Origin of the sequence: Escherichia sp. MOD1-EC7011 (assembly GCF_002965005.1) — a bacterium.
Lineage (GTDB): Bacteria > Pseudomonadota > Gammaproteobacteria > Enterobacterales > Enterobacteriaceae > Escherichia > Escherichia ruysiae.
The window spans coordinates 167,194-185,989 of sequence record NZ_PTRD01000001.1 but is presented as its reverse complement, the minus strand read 5'-3'; the positions used below and the strand labels follow the sequence as shown (position 1 = coordinate 185,989).

Genomic DNA, 18,796 nt, shown 5'->3' with positions numbered 1-18,796 from the left:
GCCGGATGCGGCGTGAACGCCTTATCCGGCCTACGGGGCGGTGCGAATGCAGGTGTCGTTATTTCGCATCCGACTTATATTCGTATTCGTAATAGCCATAATCCTGATACGCGCTGGCGCGGCGGAAGATGGAGTTCAGAATCACCCCTTTCACTGGAATACCGTTTTGCTCAAAGCGGCTCAGACTGGTTTCCACTTCTTTCAATGTGTTGACCGCATAACGCGCCACCATTAATGTGGTTCCGACACGACGCCCGACAATTGCTGCATCGGTCACTGCCAGAATCGGCGGCGTATCAATCAACACCAGGTCGTAGTTTTTACTCGCCCAGCTCACCAGTTCGGCAAAGCGTTCGCTCATCAACAGTTCAGAAGGATTTGGTGGCACCTGACCGCGCGGGATCAGGTCAAATTTGGGAATCGAAGTGGGTTTAGCAGCGGTAGTAATATCGCCCTGACCAAGCAAAATCTCTGACAGGCCATTGACGTTATTGGTGCCCAACAGCTCGTGGGTATAGCCTTTGCGCATATCGCAGTCGATCAACAACACCCGTTTATTGGTCTGGCTGATCACCGCCGCCAGGTTGGCGCAGACAAAGGTTTTACCGATTGACGGGCTAACCCCGGTCATCATCAACACATTGTTCTGCGCCTGCATCATCGCGAAGTGCAGACTGGTACGCAGACTGCGGATGGCTTCAATCGCCAGATCGGTTGGATTCCCCACCGCCAATAGCTGGCTCTGTTTATAGCGTTTAACCCCTTTGATGGTTTTGACGCTATCGCGCGCTTTCTGCCATTCCGACAGCGGGATGCTGGCATAGACGCTAATACCGTGTTCTTCCAGCACTTGTGGACTTTCGATGCCGCGATTAAACAGCGAGCGCAGCAGCACACCAACAATGGAGAGCATCAGGCCAAGAATAATCGCACCGAGAATAATCAGCCCTTTCTTCGGTTTCAGCACGCCAGGCTGGGTGATTGCCGGGTCAACAATGCGCACATCGCCAACGGTGCTGGCTTCGGTGATTTTCAGCTCCTGCTCTTTATTCAGCAGTTGCATATAGACCTGCTGACCAGACTCGACATCACGCGTCAGGCGTACAATCTCCTGCTGAGTTTTCGGCATCGCCGTTACGCGACCGTTAAGTTTGGCTTTTTCGTCTTCCAGCGCCTGACGTTTCTCCAGCAAAGTACGGTACGCCGGGTGAACTTTGGTGAACAGCTTAGAGATTTCCGCCTCTTTAAAGGTTAGTTCGTTCAACTGCGCGTCGATGTTCACCATCGAATCGAGCACCGCTTTCGCTTCCAGCGGCAGATCCACAGAATCTTTATCCTGACGGAAGGCATTCAGTTTGTTTTCGGCGACATCAAGGCGGCTGCGCACTTCCGGCAATTGTTGCGCGAGGAAAGCGAGGCTTTTCGACGCTTCCGCCGATTTGCGCTCAATATTTTGTTCCTGATAGTTACGGGCGATGCTGTTAAGAATGTCGCGGATCTGTTCGCGATCTTCACCGGTATAAGTCAGGCTCAAAACGCCAGCGTCTTTGCCGTTCTCCGTTACCGTCAGGCTGTTTTGCAGTTGATTGATCATCCCCAGCGTGGAGTATTTGGTGACGGTAAACTCACTGCCCGGGCTGGCGTGAATGGCTTCAACCATCAGCGTGACGCCTTCTTTTTTCAGCATCTGGCCCGCTTGCCCACGGGCGCTAAAGCCGCCATCACTGCTCAAAGTGTAGTTTTTGTTGTCCAGCACATTAAGCGTAAACACCTGATCCGCCATCTCTTTCGGGCGGTTAAAGGTGGTCACTTTCACCGTCTCATTCTGACGTCCCATCAGGCGCTCCCAGCCCGCGCCGAAAATAGGGAAGGTGTTTTTGCTCACCGCGATATCGAGGTCAAGATCGTCTACCGTTTTACCGAGTACCAGACGCGAACGAATCAACTGGATCTCAGCGTCCGAGGCTGGCGGTTTGTTGGCTAACGCCGAACCAATGTCCTGCACCAGCGAATTGCCGCCGCTTTGTTCGATTTGTACCAGCGCGTCGGCGCTATAAATCGGCGTGGCGAAGAAGGTGTAAATCACAGCACAGAGGGCGAACACGGCGGTGATACCAATCACCCACCAGCGCGCTTCAATGACGGTGCCGACCAGGCGACCGATATCGATTTCATCACTGCCCGTTACCGGAGCGGCATGTTGTTTTACTTTTTCTGTCATTCTTATACCTGCTCTGCGTTCAATGCCTGCGCCCACTGGCGGGCAGACCGTTCAAGTAATGTGTACACCGCTGCAAACGTTTCCCGACTTTTGCGATACGGATCGGGGATTTCACATTCGTTATCCCAGTGACCAAACAGCATCACTTTGCCGCGCATCTCCGGTGCCATCTCGCATAAGCGTTCGATATGACGCTTTTCCATGGTCAAAATCAGGTCGTAGTTGCGACACAGGCGGCGGCTGATTTGCCGTGCACAGTGACCTTCCAGAGACAGTTGATGCTCGGCGGCGACGCTGATGGCGGTAGGATCAGCGCCCTTACCGACCAGCGCGCCGAGTCCGGCGGATGCCACATTCAGCTCCGGGTGATAACGTTGCAGTAAGCGTTCCGCCGTCGGGGAACGGCAAATATTGCCGACACAGACAACTAAGATGTTGTTAAACATGACGATTACCAGTTATGAATGTCGCTGGCTGTATCCGTCATGTAACGGACACCGCTAATAGTTGGCAGCAACTGATTGATCAGACGGTTCCAGCGGGAAACCGGGGCGGTGGTGACATACACCACGTCATAAGGTTGCAGGCGGAATTCCGTCGCCATCACCAGCGACGTCGCATCGGACATATCCAGCTGGTAGATATTGGCAATCTTGCCGTTACGCCCGCCCTCGCCTTTCAGCGGACGAATGACAAAGATGCCGCTGGCGTTGGAGGTGGTCATGTCGATACCTTCGGCATTGCCTAACGCTTCAGTCAGGGTCATGCCGCTAAAGTCCATTTTCAGGGTGCTCTGTTTCTTCACTTCACCCATCACAAATACTTTCAGATCATCATTACGCGGCACGTAGAGAATATCGCCGGGGTAAAGCAGTCGGTTCTGATTGAGGTCGCCGTTTTGCATCAGCGCCTGCAAAGAAATGCGTTCTTCACGACCATTGTGTGTCAGCACCACATTGCGCCAGTCGGCTGTGTCGGTCAGGCCACCTGCGGCGTTAATGGCGTCGAGAATGGTCAGTGGTACGTTGGTGATGGCCTGCTGGCCGGATTTATTCACCTGACCTGAGATATAGGCTTTTTGTGAGCGGAAGGCGGCGATATTAACGTCCACCTGCGGGTCAGCGATGTACGTCGCTAAGCGGCTGGTAATATCACTACGGATTTCAGCGAGCGTTTTCCCCACCACGTGAACCTTGCCGATATACGGGTAGAACATGGTGCCGTCAGGCTGTACCCAGTTGCCAGTGTCGCTGGAGCTGCGGTACTGACCAGCTGGCGTAGTGAGTTCCGGGTGATCCCAGACGGTGACATTAAGAACGTCGCCCGGCCCGACGCGATACTGGTAATTAGCAATCTCGCTTTCCAGCGTCATATTGGGGCGCGCCACGTTCGGGCGTGGGCGTAATTGATCAATCAGGCGCGGGGTCAGCGGATAAACATTCACCATTTTGTCGAGGTCGAAATCAGCGTCCTGCTGTTTGATGACGTCTTTACCCAGCGTAGACATATTACTGCCCGGAAGTACTGTGCAACCGCTTATCAAGGTTACTGACACCAATAATGGCATCAATTTCATTTTGGATTTCATCATTGTTTATTTATCACTTTGGCAGAGTAATTATCCTGTGCATTATTTATCGACATGCACATTTACCTTGCAGCTAATTGAATAAGAATTTAACTGGCATCAGTCCTAAAAAAATTGATTTCATCCGCAGGCTATTGACAGAATAATTCAGACTGGTCTTTCAGGCATCCAGACACGCTACCGCCCCTGGCTTTTTAGCTACCAATACACTGATTTAGTTTGGTTTTTAAAACCCTCTCAGCATACAGTCGTTTATGAGAAAGGGTTATTCAAGAAATTAACTTCCGAATATAAGGTAGCATTATGGTAATTGAATATTGGCTCTCCAATAATGCAGGAGGAAGTGTTACAGCTAACGGAATAGCAGGCAAGGTAACAATTCGACAATGGGCTATTTTTAAGAATTATAGTAAGTGTAATTTGTGGTGTTTTTTAGGAGTTTCTTTAGGTTGACAATATTTAATATAGCATCTCTATATGCGATATTTCTTAAATAATATTTTATTATTACCCCTTTTAATTCAGGGATAATGCAATGTTATAGTTCTCAAATAAAGTCAGATAAATAGTGCTGCAACATTGCATTTTTGCCCTGAATTATCCATGATCGAATTGTGACATTTGTCATACAACGAATAGGTTTTGTACTTACTATGGAATGGATTGCCGATCCGTCTATCTGGGCCGGGTTAATCACGCTGATTGTGCTCGAACTGGTCCTCGGCATTGATAACCTGGTCTTTATTGCCATCCTCGCCGAAAAACTACCGCCGAAGCAGCGCGACCGCGCACGGGTTACCGGGCTGCTGCTGGCAATGTTAATGCGCCTGTTACTGCTGGCGTCAATCTCCTGGCTGGTCACCCTGACTCAACCACTGTTCAGCTTCCGCTCATTTACCTTTAGCGCCCGCGACTTAATCATGCTGTTTGGTGGTTTCTTCCTGCTGTTCAAAGCCACGATGGAGCTGAACGAGCGACTGGAAGGGAAAGACAGCAATAACCCCACGCAACGCAAAGGTGCGAAGTTCTGGGGTGTGGTGACGCAAATTGTGGTGCTGGACGCCATCTTCTCACTCGACTCAGTGATTACCGCCGTCGGGATGGTCGACCATTTACTGGTCATGATGGCTGCCGTCGTTATCGCTATCAGCCTGATGCTGATGGCAAGTAAACCGTTAACGCAATTTGTTAACAATCACCCGACGATCGTTATTCTCTGCTTAAGTTTCCTGTTGATGATTGGCTTTAGCCTGGTGGCGGAAGGTTTCGGCTTCGTCATTCCGAAAGGCTATCTGTACGCTGCGATTGGTTTCTCGGTGATGATCGAGGCGCTCAATCAGTTGGCTATCTTTAACCGGCGACGTTTTCTTTCCGCTAACCAGACCCTGCGCCAGCGCACCACCGAAGCGGTAATGCGCCTGTTAAGCGGGCAAAAAGAAGATGCGGAACTGGACGCCGAAACCGCGTCCATGCTGGTAGATCATGGTAACCAGCAGATCTTTAATCCGCAGGAACGGCGGATGATTGAGCGGGTACTTAATCTTAACCAGCGTACCGTCAGCAGCATCATGACCTCGCGCCACGATATCGAGCATATCGATCTCAACGCGCCGGAAGACGAGATCCGCCAGTTGCTGGAGCGAAATCAACATACGCGTCTGGTCGTTACCGATGGCGATGACGCGGAAGATTTGCTTGGTGTTGTTCACGTTATCGATCTGCTACAACAGTCACTGCGCGGCGAACCGCTCAATCTGCGGGTGTTGATTCGCCAGCCGCTGGTTTTCCCGGAAACCTTGCCGCTGTTACCTGCCCTGGAGCAGTTCCGCAACGCCCGCACGCACTTTGCTTTTGTGGTGGATGAGTTTGGCTCGGTGGAAGGGATTGTGACATTAAGTGACGTCACCGAAACCATTGCTGGTAACTTACCGAACGAAGTGGAAGAGATCGACGCCCGCCATGATATTCAGAAAAACGCCGACGGTTCCTGGACGGCGAATGGTCATATGCCACTGGAAGATCTGGTGCAATATGTGCCGCTGCCGCTGGATGAAAAACGTGAATATCACACCATCGCCGGGCTGCTGATGGAATATTTACAGCGTATTCCAAAACCTGGCGAAGAAGTTCAGGTGGGGAATTATTTGCTCAAAACGTTACAGGTGGAAAGCCATCGCGTGCAGAAGGTGCAGATTATTCCGCTGCGTAAGGAAGATAATTTGGAGTACGAGGTGTGATGGTATGTAGGCCTGATAAAACGCGTAAAGCGTTGCATCAGGCCTACAAATTATATCATCTGGAAACTTACATCTTCTCCAGCAACTTCTTCACATCTTTGCCATTGCGGGAATCTTTATTGCGCTCAGCCCAGTCGTGCAGGCGACGTTTGGCTTCATCCTGTAAGTGTTTGCGCAGTAACTGATCCACTTGCAGGCTGTAATTGAGTTGCTGCCAGTTGCCGTAAACCCGCAGCGGTACTGGCGTTTCTTTGAGGAAATCAATCAGTTTGCTTTCTCCGTTCCAGCCGCCAATGACGCGAATGTCAAACTGGGTATCGCAGGTCTGCTCTGCCAGATTCAACGTGCCTTCCCCTGTCAGTGCCAACACCGGCGATTGACCTTGCATGTCGTTTAACGTCACGAGGCCATTATGTAGCGTGAGATCGGTCGTAAAGCGGTCGAGACGAGTCACATTATCGAAGTTTTCAGCGACCTTCACATCACCGCCGTTACGTTCTACCGCTTGCTGAATCATCTGCTGGAAGTTCATCCCTTCCATTCGCGTGTCGGTCATTTCAACATGCGCTTGCCCTTGCCAGTTGTGGCGGAATGCGTCGGCATCAATATCAGCGCCAGAGAAGTCGCCAGCCAGAGACATTTTTCCGGTTAACGAAATCGGATAGTTAAATGCCTTCAGAATGGTGCCAATCTCAACGTTCTCCAGCCGTGGCTGCAAGCTTATACGTGGATTTGTTGATGTCGCGTCCAGCGTCCCCGGCAGCGATACCTGTCCACCGTTGAGTTTGCCTTGCAGTTGGGTGATTTCCAGCAAACCCGACTTATTGGTCATTTGCGTAGCAACATCAGTAAAATTCATCCCGCGCCAACGCACGTTACTGGCCTGCAACAAAATATCAGCCGCAAAACCTTTTAACCCCTGATAGGCCGGTTCATCAATACGCGAGGAAATGACCGGACGCGGCAGCATTGGCTGGTTCTGCCCCTGTTGCGTGGTTCCGTTTTCACTGTTAACGGCTTCATTAAGCGGTATGAGATTATCAAGATTCAGTTGCGAAAACTGCAATCTTAACAACCATTCGGGCTTTTCAGTCAGCGTGACCTGCGCTTGTCCACTAAGCGCGCTGTCATTCGCGGTCAAATTGATTTGATTAAATGAAAGGCGTTTATGTGGCTCTTGCCACTGAGCCTGGAAGCTCCCCTGCCCCTGAATACCTTGCTGTGACAGATCTGCGCCTTGCAGCTGCCAGCTAATTTGCTCAATGGCTGCGGTTAAATCATGCGGATAATCAGAAGCATCCACCGTGCCCTTGAGAGATAACGTGAGATCGCGCTGATCGCGGTTAACCCGCCCGGAGAACTCAAACGAACCGCGATGCTGTGGATCTTGTTCCATTTGCAGACGGATGTTGCGAATCGTCACCTGCTCGTCATCTTCATGCTGGAACACCAGCAGACTGTCCGCCACTTTCAGACTGGAGATATCAAACGACCAGCCGCGATTTTCTGCCAGATCCGGCAACGTATTGTCGCGCGGCGCAACAGGGGCATCGTCACGACGAACCGCTTCCGACTGTGGCGTAAGTTGAATTACCGCGCCTTTCAGCATCACCTGCTTAACGCTCAGTTGATGACTCAATAACGGCAATAACGCCACATCAAGGCGCATATTATCGGCGCGCACCAGTGGCTGGCTCGCGCCCTGGGCGGTGAGGGACATTCGCCCGGAGAGGATACTAAGCTGCGGCCAGACGTGCCAACGCAGCGGCCCATCCAACTGCAATTGATAACCACTACGTGCAGCGACCTGCTTGACCATATAGTCGCGGAAATCATTCGGATTCACCAGCAACACTAACGCAGATAATCCGGCCACCAGCACGACCAGGATTATCATCAGGGTCGTCAGAAATCGTCTCATGGTATCCTCAATGAGCCTGAATTAGTCTTTATCGATTCGGCTGGCAACCGCGCCCTGCTGGTTGCGATATTTCGCATCTTCACGACGGTTGTATGGTCGCGCCGCCGGGCCGGAAAGCGGCTCAAAACTTAACGCGCCAATTAACATGCCCGGACGCAGCGCCAGCGGCAATTTACCGGAGTTGTAAAACTCAAGCACGATGCAGCCAGACCAGCCTGGATCGATACGGTGAGCGGTAACGTGAACCATCAACCCCAGACGCGCCAGTGAGGAGCGCCCATCCAGCCAGCCCACAAGATCGGCAGGCAGCGTGACCGACTCCAGCGTCACCGCCAGCGCCAGTTCTCCCGGATGGAGATAAAACGCCTCGCCCTCGTCGAGCACGATTTCATCGCTCATCACCCGATCGAGCGCGGCGCTCACTTCATCTTTGGGACCGCTCAGATCGATAAACGCTGCCGTGTGACCACGGAAGGTACGAAACTTATTGCCCAGGCGCACATCTACCGTCGCGCCATTAATACGCTCCACCGGCGGACGTGGGTTGATCGACAAACGGCCTTCATCAAGCCAGGCTTCAATATCTCGGTCACACAGACGCATGGCATTTTCTCCTTTCGCGCATCACTCCCTTAACGCCAATTACGTCAAGGGCATACCAGGTTATCACTGAACGGTACACAATTTATCAAGCTTATTCAAAGAACTGACTTATTTTCGCTTTCAATATATCGATCGCGATGCGGTTTTTACCGCCGCGCGGCACGATAATGTCCGCATATTGTTTGGAAGGTTCAATGAATTGCAGGAACATCGGACGCACCGTTTTTTGATATTGTGCCATTACAGAATCCATCGAACGCCCACGCTCGTTAACGTCGCGCTTGATGCGGCGCATCAGGCAGATGTCCAGTGGGGTATCAACGAAAATTGAGAAGTTAAGTTCGTCACGCAAACGCGCATCCGTCAGCAGCAAGATGCCTTCGAGAATAATGACTTTCTTCGGCTCAACCTTCACCGTTTCTTTCATACGCGTATGTTCAACGTAGCTGTAAACCGGCAGGTCGATAGCCGAGCCGCGTTTCAACGCTTGTAAATGTTCAAGCAACAGACTGTGATCCATCGCGCTCGGATGGTCATAGTTGGTCTTAACGCGTTCTTCCATCGACAGATGGCTTTGATCTTTGTAGTAACAATCTTCCGGAATAACGCCGATGTGTTCATCACCCACTTGTTCACGTAATTCACGATAAAGGGTACTGGCAATGAGACTCTTGCCGGAAGCCGATGCGCCAGCAATACCGATAATGACGCACTGATGAGACTGATCAGTCATAAATTTAGCGACCTGATTAACCTGGATGTTAGGAAGGGGGCGCCGAAGCGCCAAACGCGGCAATTATAGGGATTTCATCCGCCTGATACCAGTCGAATAGCGTTGCCGCACACTTAGAGTTAATTGTTGGCGATCAATTCCCTGACGCAAATTTAATTGTTCGGTTTTAACGCAAGGTAAAAAATGTTGTGTAAAGTTGCACAAATTATCTGCCACCACGTCACTTTATGAACAATCCGCATATAAAATGTAAAACTTTTGTACTAGCATAAACACAGATACTAATACTGACGACCAGGTCATACGGATAGAGCGGTAATGAGTAAACCATCACAACGTGTTTTAATTACCCTGCCTCATCCCCTGCTTCACCTCGTCAGTTTAGGTTTAGTCTCATTCATCTTTACCCTTTTCTCGCTTGAGCTTTCACAGTTCGGTACGCAACTTGCGCCACTCTGGTTCCCCACGTCCATTATGATGGTGGCATTTTACCGCCATGCCGGACGGATGTGGCCGGGAATCGCATTGGCCTGCTCGCTGGGGAATATCGCCGCATCCGTACTGCTCTTCTCTACCAGTTCGCTGAATATGACGTGGACGGCAATCAACATTGTTGAGGCCGTCGTGGGGGCAATGCTGCTGCGGAAATTGCTGCCGTGGTATAACCCACTGCAAAATCTGGCTGACTGGCTACGTCTCGCATTTGGCAGCGCCATCGTACCGCCAGTATTGGGTGGCGTGCTGGTTATCCTGCTGGTATCAGACGACGATCCGCTTAGAGCATTTCTAATCTGGGTACTTTCCGAATCAATCGGCGCACTGGCGCTAGTACCGCTAGGATTGTTATTTAAGCCACATTACCTGCTCCGTCACCGTGATCCACGGCTGTTGTTTGAAACACTACTAACATTAGCCATCACGCTGACGTTAAGCTGGCTCTCGATGCTATATCTACCGTGGCCTTTTACTTTCATTATTGTGCTACTGATGTGGAGTGCCGTGCGCCTGCCACGGATGGAAGCCTTTTTGATTTTCCTCACCACAGTGATGATGGTGTCGCTGATGATGGCGGCCGATCCGACTTTACTTGCCACGCCGCGAACCTACTTGATGAGTCACGTACCGTGGCTACCATTTTTGCTGATCCTGCTGCCCGCCAACATCATGACCATGGTGATGTACGCCTTTCGCGCTGAACGCAAGCATATTTCAGAAAGCGAAACCCGCTTTCGTAACGCTATGGAATATTCCGCCATCGGCATGGCATTAGTGGGCACCGAGGGGCAATGGCTGCAATCCAACAAAGCGTTATGCCAGTTTCTCGGTTACAGCCAGGAAGAGTTGCGCGCCCTCACCTTCCAGCAACTTACCTGGCCGGAAGATCTCAATAAAGATCTGCAACACGTTGAGAAGCTAATTAGCGGTGAAATAAATACCTACTCGATGGAGAAACGTTATTACAACCGTAATGGCGACGTTGTCTGGGCGCTGCTTGCCGTCTCGCTGGTACGCCACACCGATGGCACGCCGCTCTACTTTATTGCGCAGATTGAAGACATAAACGATCTTAAACGCACCGAACAGATTAACAAACGCCTGATGGAACGGATAACGCTGGCTAATGAAGCGGGTGGGATTGGCATCTGGGAGTGGGAACTGAAGCCGGATATTTTTAGTTGGGATAAGCGGATGTTCGAGCTATATGAAATTTCGCCACATATCAAACCGAACTGGCAGGTGTGGTATGACTGTGTGCTGCCGGAAGATCGCCAACACGCCGAAAAAGTGATTCGTGATTCATTACAGGCTCGCTTGCCTTTTAAGCTGGAATTTCGCATCACCGTGAAAGACGGTATTCGTCATATCCGCGCCCTCGCCAATCGGGTGCTGAATAAAGAAGGCGAAGTCGAACGATTGCTCGGTATTAACATTGATATGACCGAAGTGAAACAGCTGAACGAGGCGCTGTTTCAGGAAAAAGAGCGCCTGCACATTACGCTGGATTCCATCGGCGAAGCCGTGGTCTGTATTGATATGGCGATGAAAATTACCTTTATGAATCCGGTTGCCGAGAAGATGAGCGGCTGGACACAAGAAGAGGCGTTGGGTGTTCCACTATTAACAGCGTTGCAAATTACATTTGGCGACAATGGGCCGTTAATGGAGAACATTTACAGTGCCGACACGTCGCGTTCCGCTATTGAACAAGATGTCGTTCTCCACTGCCGCAACGGCGGAAGCTACGACGTCCATTACAGCATTACGCCGTTAAGTACGCTGGATGGCAGCAATATTGGTTCGGTACTGGTCATTCAGGATGTGACTGAGTCACGCAAAATGCTGCGCCAGCTTAGTTATAGCGCCTCCCATGATGCCCTGACGCATCTCACTAACCGCGCCAGTTTTGAAAAACAACTGCGAATACTGCTGCAAACGGTAAGCAGCACGCATCATCGACATGCACTGGTGTTTATCGATCTTGATCACTTTAAAGCGGTGAATGACAGCGCCGGGCACGCGGCGGGCGATGCTTTACTGCGTGAACTGGCGTCGTTGATGCTCAGTATGTTGCGCTCCAGCGATGTGCTGGCGCGACTCGGCGGTGATGAATTTGGTCTGTTGCTACCGGACTGTAATGTTGAAAGTGCCCGCTTTATCGCCACACGCATTATCAGTGCGATTAATGACTATCACTTTATGTGGGAAGGCCGCGTGCATCGGGTAGGTGCCAGCGCAGGGATTACCCTTATCGATGACAGCAATCATCAGGCGGCAGACGTGATGTCGCAGGCCGATATCGCCTGTTATGCTTCGAAAAATGGTGGGCGTGGTCGGGTGACGGTTTACGAACCACAGCAAACAGCCAAACATAGCGAACAGGCGATGATGTCACTCGATGAACAGTGGCGGATGATCAAAGAGAATCAACTGATGATGATCGCCCACGGCGTCGCTTCACCACGAATCCCGGCTACGCGTAATTTGTGGCTGATTTCGCTTAAGCTCTGGAGTAGTGAAGGTGAGACTATTGATGAACTGGCATTTCGTCGTAGTTTCAGCGATCCGGCGCTCAATCACGCCCTTGATCGTCGGATATTACATGAGTTTTTCCAGCAGACAGCAAAAGCGGTTGCCAGTAAAGGCTTAAGTATCGCCCTCCCCCTTTCCGTTGCCGGGTTAAGCAGCGCCCCGCTGGTGGATAAACTGCTTGAGCAACTGGAAAGCAGTTCCCTACCGTCACGGTTATTACATCTGATTATTCCGGCTGAAGCGATTTTCGACCACGCAGAAAATATGCATAAATTGCGGCTGGCAGGCTGCCGGATCGTGCTCAGTCAGGTGGGGCGCGATCTGCAGCTCTTCAACACGCTGAAAGCAAATATGGCGGATTATCTGCTGCTCGACGGTGAGTTATGCGCCAGCGTACAGGGTAATTTGATGGATGAGATGCTGATATCGATCATTCAGGGTCATGCCCAGCGGCTGGGAGTGAAGACCATCGCGGGGCCAGTAGCGTTGCCGCTGGTGATGGATACGCTTTCCGGCATGGGTGTTGATCTGATTTATGGCGATGTCATTGCCGACGCTCAGCCTCTGGATTTGCTGATTAATAGCAGTTATTTCGCGATTAACTGAGTATTGCCTGATGCGACGCTGACGCGTCTTATCAGGTCTACAATTCGCTCATTCCCCAGGCTGGATAAGACGACCAGCATCATACTTCTTCTGGTTGCCAGCCTTCCGTATACCAGATATGCAACAGCGCATAAGAACGCCAGGGTTTCCAGCGTTCGGCATAACGGCGGATTTGTGCCGGCGTCATTCCTGGAAATCGCTGTTTAATCAAATAATCATCCGGCAGGAAAACATCTTTCGCTTGCCAGCCACGCAAGGCGAAATAATTCGCCGTCCAGCGCCCAATTCCAGGAAATGTTTGCAGCGTTTTCATCGCTTGCTCAACGTCGCCCGGCATTTTCATCGGCAAGGAGCCATCCAGTGCCGCATTGGCTAAATGAATCAGCGCCTCTGCCCGTTTCAACGGCATCCCCAACCCTTTTAGTGCCTGCGGGTCGGCTGCAGCCAGTCGTTGGGGGGGGGAAAGCAGACATATTCAGGGAAATCATCCAGCCGTTCGCCATAAAGCTGCGCCACTTTGGCAGTCAATTTTGCCGCCATCGCCACGCTCACCAGTTGGCCTAAAATCGCGCGCACGCCCTGCTCAAAAGCATCAACACTCCCGGGCAGACGTAGCCCTGGCCGCGCAGCGCCTAACTCGCCCAATGCACCGTTAACAATCTGCGGATTACATTGCAGATCAAACAGGCGGCTCATTTTCGCCAGGCACTCGGTCGCTACCGCTTCTAATCCCGAACTTACATTCACTTGCAACGTATTAGTTTCGACATCAGGAACCACCTTTATCACGCCGCGATGTTCGCCCACCGCCAGACTACGGGCATAATAATTGTCCGTGACTGTTTCTACGCCACTCACCGCACGGACGGCAAGAAATCCCAACATCCACGACCAGTCATACGGCGGCTGCCAGTTCAGGGTATACATCGCATCTCCTTTTTTATCCGCTTTCAGCATAAACGTTATTCAGACGCTGCGCTTTGCTTTCATATTCCGGTTGTCGCGACGGCAACATTTCGCTAAAGTCACGCCCCTTCTTCACCGGCATGGGGATTATTTCGTGTTTATTGGTTTTGATTACGGTACAGCAAACTGTTCAGTGGCGGTGATGCGCGACGGTAAACCGCAGATGTTGAAAATGGAAAATGACAGCACGCTGCTGCCTTCAATGCTTTGCGCACCAACGCGTGAAGCAGTAAGCGAGTGGCTGTACCGCCATCATGATGTTCCGGCAAACGATGATGAAACGCAGGCGCTGTTACGTCGGGCGCTTCGTTATAACCGCGAAGAAGATATCGACGTCACGGCGAAAAGCGTGCAGTTCGGTCTTTCCTCACTGGCGCAGTATATTGATGATCCGGAAGAAGTGTGGTTTGTGAAATCACCGAAATCGTTCCTCGGTGCCAGCGGGTTAAAACCACAGCAGGTGGCGCTGTTTGAGGATCTGGTCTGCGCAATGATGTTGCACATTCGCCAACAAGCGCAGGCGCAACTGCCAGAAACAATTACCCAGGCAGTCATTGGTCGTCCAATCAACTTCCAGGGATTGGGCGGCGATGAAGCAAACGCCCAGGCGCAAGGGATTCTGGAACGTGCGGCGAAGCGTGCCGGATTCAAGGATGTGGTATTCCAGTACGAGCCGGTGGCGGCAGGGCTGGATTACGAAGCCACCTTGCAGGAAGAAAAACGCGTACTGGTGGTGGATATCGGCGGTGGTACTACTGACTGTTCATTGCTGCTGATGGGGCCGCAGTGGCGTTCGCGTCTCGATCGTGAATCCAGCCTACTGGGTCACAGTGGTTGCCGTATTGGTGGTAACGATCTGGATATCGCGCTGGCATTTAAACATCTGATGCCGCTACTGGGCATGGGTGGCGAAACCGAAAAAGGTATCGCCCTGCCGATCCTACCGTGGTGGAATGCGGTTGCCATCAACGACGTACCTGCGCAGAGTGATTTCTACAGTAGCGCCAACGGTCGCCTGCTTAACGACCTGGTACGCGACGCCCGCGAGCCAGAGAAAGTCGCCCTGTTACAGAAAGTCTGGCGGCAACGTTTAAGTTATCGTCTGGTGCGCAGCGCGGAAGAGTGCAAAATTGCCCTTTCAAGCGCAGCGGAAACCTGCGCGTCGCTGCCGTTTATCGGTGACAAACTGGCAACGTTGATTAGCCAGCATGGACTGGAAAGCGCCCTCAACCAGCCGCTGGCGCGGATTCTGGAACAGGTGCAACTGGCGCTGGATAACGCCCAGGAAAAACCAGACGTCATCTATCTGACAGGTGGTAGCGCCCGATCGCCGCTGATTAAAAAGGCACTGGCGGAACAGCTGCCGGGCATCCCGATTGCAGGTGGCGACGACTTTGGCTCCGTCACCGCCGGGCTGGCGCGCTGGGCAGAGGTAGTATTTCGTTAAATAAGAAATGGCTCAGCAGCGGCTTAAATCTGCCTGCGCCTGAGCCAGTTTTCCTGCCGCCTGATGTAACGGCGCCATCAACGGCATGGTTCGTGCGGTAGCATGAAGGCGAAATCGCTGTAACTCTGCCGCGCCCTCTGTCAATGCGGCTTCCAGCCGATGACGTTTGGCGGTCATTTTCGCCATTACCGCTTGTCTGTCTGCTGGCGTTACCGCTTCGTTCGGCCTGAAAACAAAACGGCGTTCGCAACTCGCTTTCCAGTCAATAACCGCCTGAGTCAGATGGTCGCCAAATCCTTTCACTTGTTTAACTCCACGGCGGTTCACATCTGCCGCTGTTTCGATACCAAAGGACCGTAACGCCGCTTTACGCGCGGGACCAACACCGGGAATAGAGGCAACATCAATAAAAAATCCCTCCAGAAACTTCTGCTTCTGGCGTTCCCTTGCGGTGTTGTGAAGTGCTGTCAACTCGCGTTTTTCGTCTTCCGGCAATCCCAAAAGCTCGTCCTTCATTTTTTCAAGCATCGTCCGTTTGGCGATAAAACCTTCCAGCCCACCCACCTGCTGGATCTGGTTAACTAAATGGTCATAGTCCATTTTTGCACGATTAAACGCCTCACGGCGTTGCTGGATTTCTGCTTTGTACGCTTTGCTTGTCAGGCTGCCAATAATCCAGATAGCCGCCAGCACAGGAACTAAAATAATATAACGCGGTTCTGCCTGAAGGCCGCAAAGCAACAGCGATAACGCTGACAGTACGATCTCAATCAGAATGATGTATTCACTCCGTAACAGGCCGAAAGGAAGCGGCCTGCCAGTCGGTTGGAAGTGATCGGGTAATGGCAGTTGCAATGCTGGCGGTGCTACTGATGCCATCACCATCGCCCAGACTTTCGCCAGCACAAAATCCCCGCCGGTGGTAACAACCTCTTCGCCGAGATCAATAAAATAGATAACGCCTTGATTATCCAGAGCACACCACGGGCAGTCGGTCAAATGACCGGGGTAAACATGCATTACCGAAGCAGTACATTTCTTTAACTGTTGGCGTAGAGAATCCAGTGCCGCTACCCACGCTTTTGCCGTCGGACGCGCGGTTGCCACGCCACTTTCGGTGAATGCCTGCTGAAACATGCCTTCAACATCACCCGGTAACATCGATAGCGGAATAGATCGTGGCGGCGGTTTTAAGCCACGTCGCTGATTGTCTGATGCATAGGCATAACGGAAATGGGCAATATCCTTCTCCAGCGCATTACCCGCTTCGGCAATAAGCGGTACACCGGAATAAGGATGCCGACCACCAAACAAGACGTGAAAAATCAGCAACGCAAGGCCAAAATTATCGTGATTTACGGTGCGCTCAAATCCAACAAATGACGGCAAGGTTTGCAGCTCTGGCGGCGTAAAATGCGACACGCCGACTTCGCATAAATGCAGCGTGCCATTAGCGTTAATCTGAAAGGAGTCGCTGTCGATCAACACCACTTTGCTGTCACGGCCTACCATAAAGCTGTTCTGGTTTACGTCACCCACGACATGCCCGTGCTCGTGAACCGTAGCAAAAGATGAAGCAATATTGCGCGCAACATAGAGTAGAAAATCCCATGCACAATGAGGGTAACGTTGACGACGATGTGCCGGGCTATAGATCATATGAATCGGTTCTTTGCCGGAGACTTTCGGCATCATAAAACCGATAACTTTTCCGCCTCGTCCAGCGTGAAGCGTTGACTGCGGCCAGGCGACATAATTGAGCAACTGTGCGTCAGCTGTCGCAGCCATAAAGGCAAGTTTGTCCCGTTTTAAGGCGGGTGGCGGCGTGTGATAAATCTTGGCGACGCTATCGACAAACTCATTGATATCATAAACCGCGCCTTCGCCGCCTTTGCCTAATTCATGACCTGGCGTCACGCAATCGCCAGCTGCGGTATATATAGTTGATTTCACGGCAACCACATGGCCAGCGCCAGCGTTTTATCATCATCGGTGCGTTCATTCACTGCGGGGCAGGACAAAAATTGCTTTAGCAAATCTGGCAATATATCGCGTTGTTCTGACGTTGCTGACGCCAGTCCATTGAAAAATGGCGCAAAGAAAGGTACATGGGGAGAATTTTCCATCATATTTAACGCCAGCCGCTGAATACCGTCCGTAAATGCAGCCACTTTTATCACCTGCGCATCGCAACTGTAAGTCTCAAGGCGCGTGACAGCATCTTCATCAGTAATGAAATAGGTCATATTGGCATATTCGCCATTCATCGGCGTTAGTGGTAGCTGTAGCCCTTCACCAAAATCCACCACCACGCCACCATCGCCAATCTGCATAATCAACGTGCCGGTCGCTGATGATATAACGCCCAGAAAAGTACAGGAAAAATCACGAACCGCCAGTTCTTCAGCTTGTGCACGGGCACTAATACGGTGGCGAATTGCCAGCACAATATCTGTCGCAAGCACATCATTCAGAGCACATTCACCACCCTGTACTTTTTGCATCATAAACGCCATCGCTTCATTGACGGCGAGCGTCGCGCCTTCGCCACCCTGCGAAACGCTACCTGCACCATCAGCAAGGAACATCACCAGTAACGGTTGCTGGTCGTTTAGCCAGACAACCTGCATCTGGCAGGCATCCTGGCAAGGTAAGTCCGCGCTGATATGCGACGTTCCGACGGCTGATGAATAGACCAGACGCCAGCTCACACTGACGTCCAGCCTTTTGGCGCTTCCAGTACAACTTCCGTTCCCGGCGTGGAGCGGGAAACCGAACGTAGCGAACTGGATAACCAGCTAAACAGTTCACGGAATTGTAATCCCTGCAACGGCAAAGGCTGACGGACGCTGATTTGTGCCAGAGTATTCATATCAGCCCCCTGAACACCGATGGTAAAGAAGGCAAACTTCTTATCTTCTTCTCCCTGAAACACTTTACTGGCAGCAGCCTGCCACTCATCGGTTGGCGCGCCATCGGTGATCAAGAAAATCCACGGGCGATAATACGAAATACCATTTGCACGGTACTCACGTTTCCGCTCCTCAACCATATTCAGGGCTTTGGTAATTGCAGCGCCCATTGGCGTATTGCCTTGAGCAAACAAGATGGGCGGGAAAAAGTTAGCGGCGCTGGTAAATGGTTGTTCCACATGCACCGGGCCGAAAGTCACAATGCCGAGTTCCACTCTTTTTAAGGCCAGCGGATCTGCAAGCAGTTTATCGCGAAAGGTCACCAATCCTGCGTTAAGTTCGTTAATGGGTCTACCGCTCATAGAGCCAGAAACATCCAGCAGCAAAATACAAGGGCAACGTGGTTCCGGGTTACTGGCAAAATCGCTGGTGGCAAACGTAATTTGTTCGCTCATAAGAAATCCTTTCTTAGAGAATTATTGAGGTTCGGTATCATACCGAGAGCAATAATAAATTTAGAGCAAGCGAAGAT

General features: G+C 51.5%; 12 protein-coding genes and 1 pseudogene. 3 read left to right on the top strand and 10 right to left on the bottom strand.

Features of this window, described 5'->3' with window-relative positions; genetic code table 11:
- Positions 1-58 precede the first annotated feature (58 nt).
- From wzc to wza, 3 genes are read right to left on the bottom strand one after another with little or no spacing between them, the layout of a single operon-like run.
- Positions 59-2,221 (bottom strand): tyrosine-protein kinase Wzc, encoded by a 2,163-nt coding sequence (wzc, locus tag A7098_RS00960; RefSeq protein ID WP_105280183.1) that lies wholly within the window; start codon positions 2,219-2,221, stop codon positions 59-61.
- A 2-nt stretch (positions 2,222-2,223) separates the two neighbouring features.
- Positions 2,224-2,667: a low molecular weight protein-tyrosine-phosphatase Wzb gene (gene wzb, locus A7098_RS00955; RefSeq protein ID WP_105280182.1), complete on the bottom strand. Its 444-nt coding sequence runs from the start codon at positions 2,665-2,667 to the stop codon at positions 2,224-2,226.
- A gap of 5 nt (positions 2,668-2,672) precedes the next feature.
- Entirely contained in the window at positions 2,673-3,812 is a 1,140-nt protein-coding gene (wza, locus tag A7098_RS00950; protein ID WP_000978081.1) for a polysaccharide export protein Wza, read from the bottom strand.
- Between the two features lie 650 nt (positions 3,813-4,462).
- Here wza and A7098_RS00945 point away from each other — a divergent pair.
- Entirely contained in the window at positions 4,463-6,046 is a 1,584-nt protein-coding gene (locus A7098_RS00945) for a TerC family protein (RefSeq protein WP_105280181.1), read from the top strand.
- Positions 6,047-6,113: 67 nt separating this feature from the next.
- On the opposite strand, the gene asmA is transcribed toward A7098_RS00945, so the two are convergent.
- The 3 genes from asmA to udk form a co-directional block, all read right to left on the bottom strand.
- The gene (gene asmA, locus A7098_RS00940) at positions 6,114-7,967 is read right to left on the bottom strand and encodes an outer membrane assembly protein AsmA (RefSeq protein WP_105280180.1); all 1,854 of its coding nucleotides are present in this window, start codon (positions 7,965-7,967) and stop codon (positions 6,114-6,116) included.
- A gap of 21 nt (positions 7,968-7,988) precedes the next feature.
- Positions 7,989-8,570, bottom strand: a complete 582-nt coding sequence (gene dcd, locus A7098_RS00935) for a dCTP deaminase (RefSeq protein ID WP_001234767.1) — start codon at positions 8,568-8,570, stop codon at positions 7,989-7,991.
- A 91-nt stretch (positions 8,571-8,661) separates the two neighbouring features.
- The gene (udk, locus tag A7098_RS00930; protein ID WP_000132077.1) at positions 8,662-9,303 is read right to left on the bottom strand and encodes a uridine kinase; all 642 of its coding nucleotides are present in this window, start codon (positions 9,301-9,303) and stop codon (positions 8,662-8,664) included.
- Positions 9,304-9,621: 318 nt separating this feature from the next.
- Here udk and A7098_RS00925 point away from each other — a divergent pair, with 318 nt between their 5' ends.
- Positions 9,622-12,939: a diguanylate cyclase gene (locus A7098_RS00925; protein WP_105280179.1), complete on the top strand. Its 3,318-nt coding sequence runs from the start codon at positions 9,622-9,624 to the stop codon at positions 12,937-12,939.
- Between the two features lie 79 nt (positions 12,940-13,018).
- Here the strand turns inward: A7098_RS00925 and alkA are convergent.
- Positions 13,019-13,866 (bottom strand): annotated as a pseudogene (gene alkA, locus A7098_RS00920) (DNA-3-methyladenine glycosylase 2).
- Positions 13,867-13,999: 133 nt separating this feature from the next.
- On the opposite strand from alkA, the gene yegD reads away from it, so the two are divergent.
- Positions 14,000-15,352, top strand: a complete 1,353-nt coding sequence (gene yegD / locus A7098_RS00910) for a molecular chaperone (protein WP_000469766.1) — start codon at positions 14,000-14,002, stop codon at positions 15,350-15,352.
- A gap of 12 nt (positions 15,353-15,364) precedes the next feature.
- On the opposite strand, the gene A7098_RS00905 is transcribed toward yegD, so the two are convergent.
- From A7098_RS00905 to A7098_RS00895, 3 genes are read right to left on the bottom strand one after another with little or no spacing between them, the layout of a single operon-like run.
- Positions 15,365-17,305 (bottom strand): helix-hairpin-helix domain-containing protein, encoded by a 1,941-nt coding sequence (locus tag A7098_RS00905; protein WP_105280196.1) that lies wholly within the window; start codon positions 17,303-17,305, stop codon positions 15,365-15,367.
- A complete protein-coding gene (locus A7098_RS00900; protein ID WP_105279546.1) occupies positions 17,302-18,063 on the bottom strand; it encodes a PP2C family serine/threonine-protein phosphatase in 762 nt (253 codons plus the stop codon). The genes A7098_RS00905 and A7098_RS00900 overlap by 4 nt, the downstream gene beginning before the upstream one ends.
- The gene (locus A7098_RS00895) at positions 18,060-18,719 is read right to left on the bottom strand and encodes a VWA domain-containing protein (protein ID WP_105280178.1); all 660 of its coding nucleotides are present in this window, start codon (positions 18,717-18,719) and stop codon (positions 18,060-18,062) included. The genes A7098_RS00900 and A7098_RS00895 overlap by 4 nt, the downstream gene beginning before the upstream one ends.
- Between the last annotated feature and the right edge of the window lie 77 nt (positions 18,720-18,796).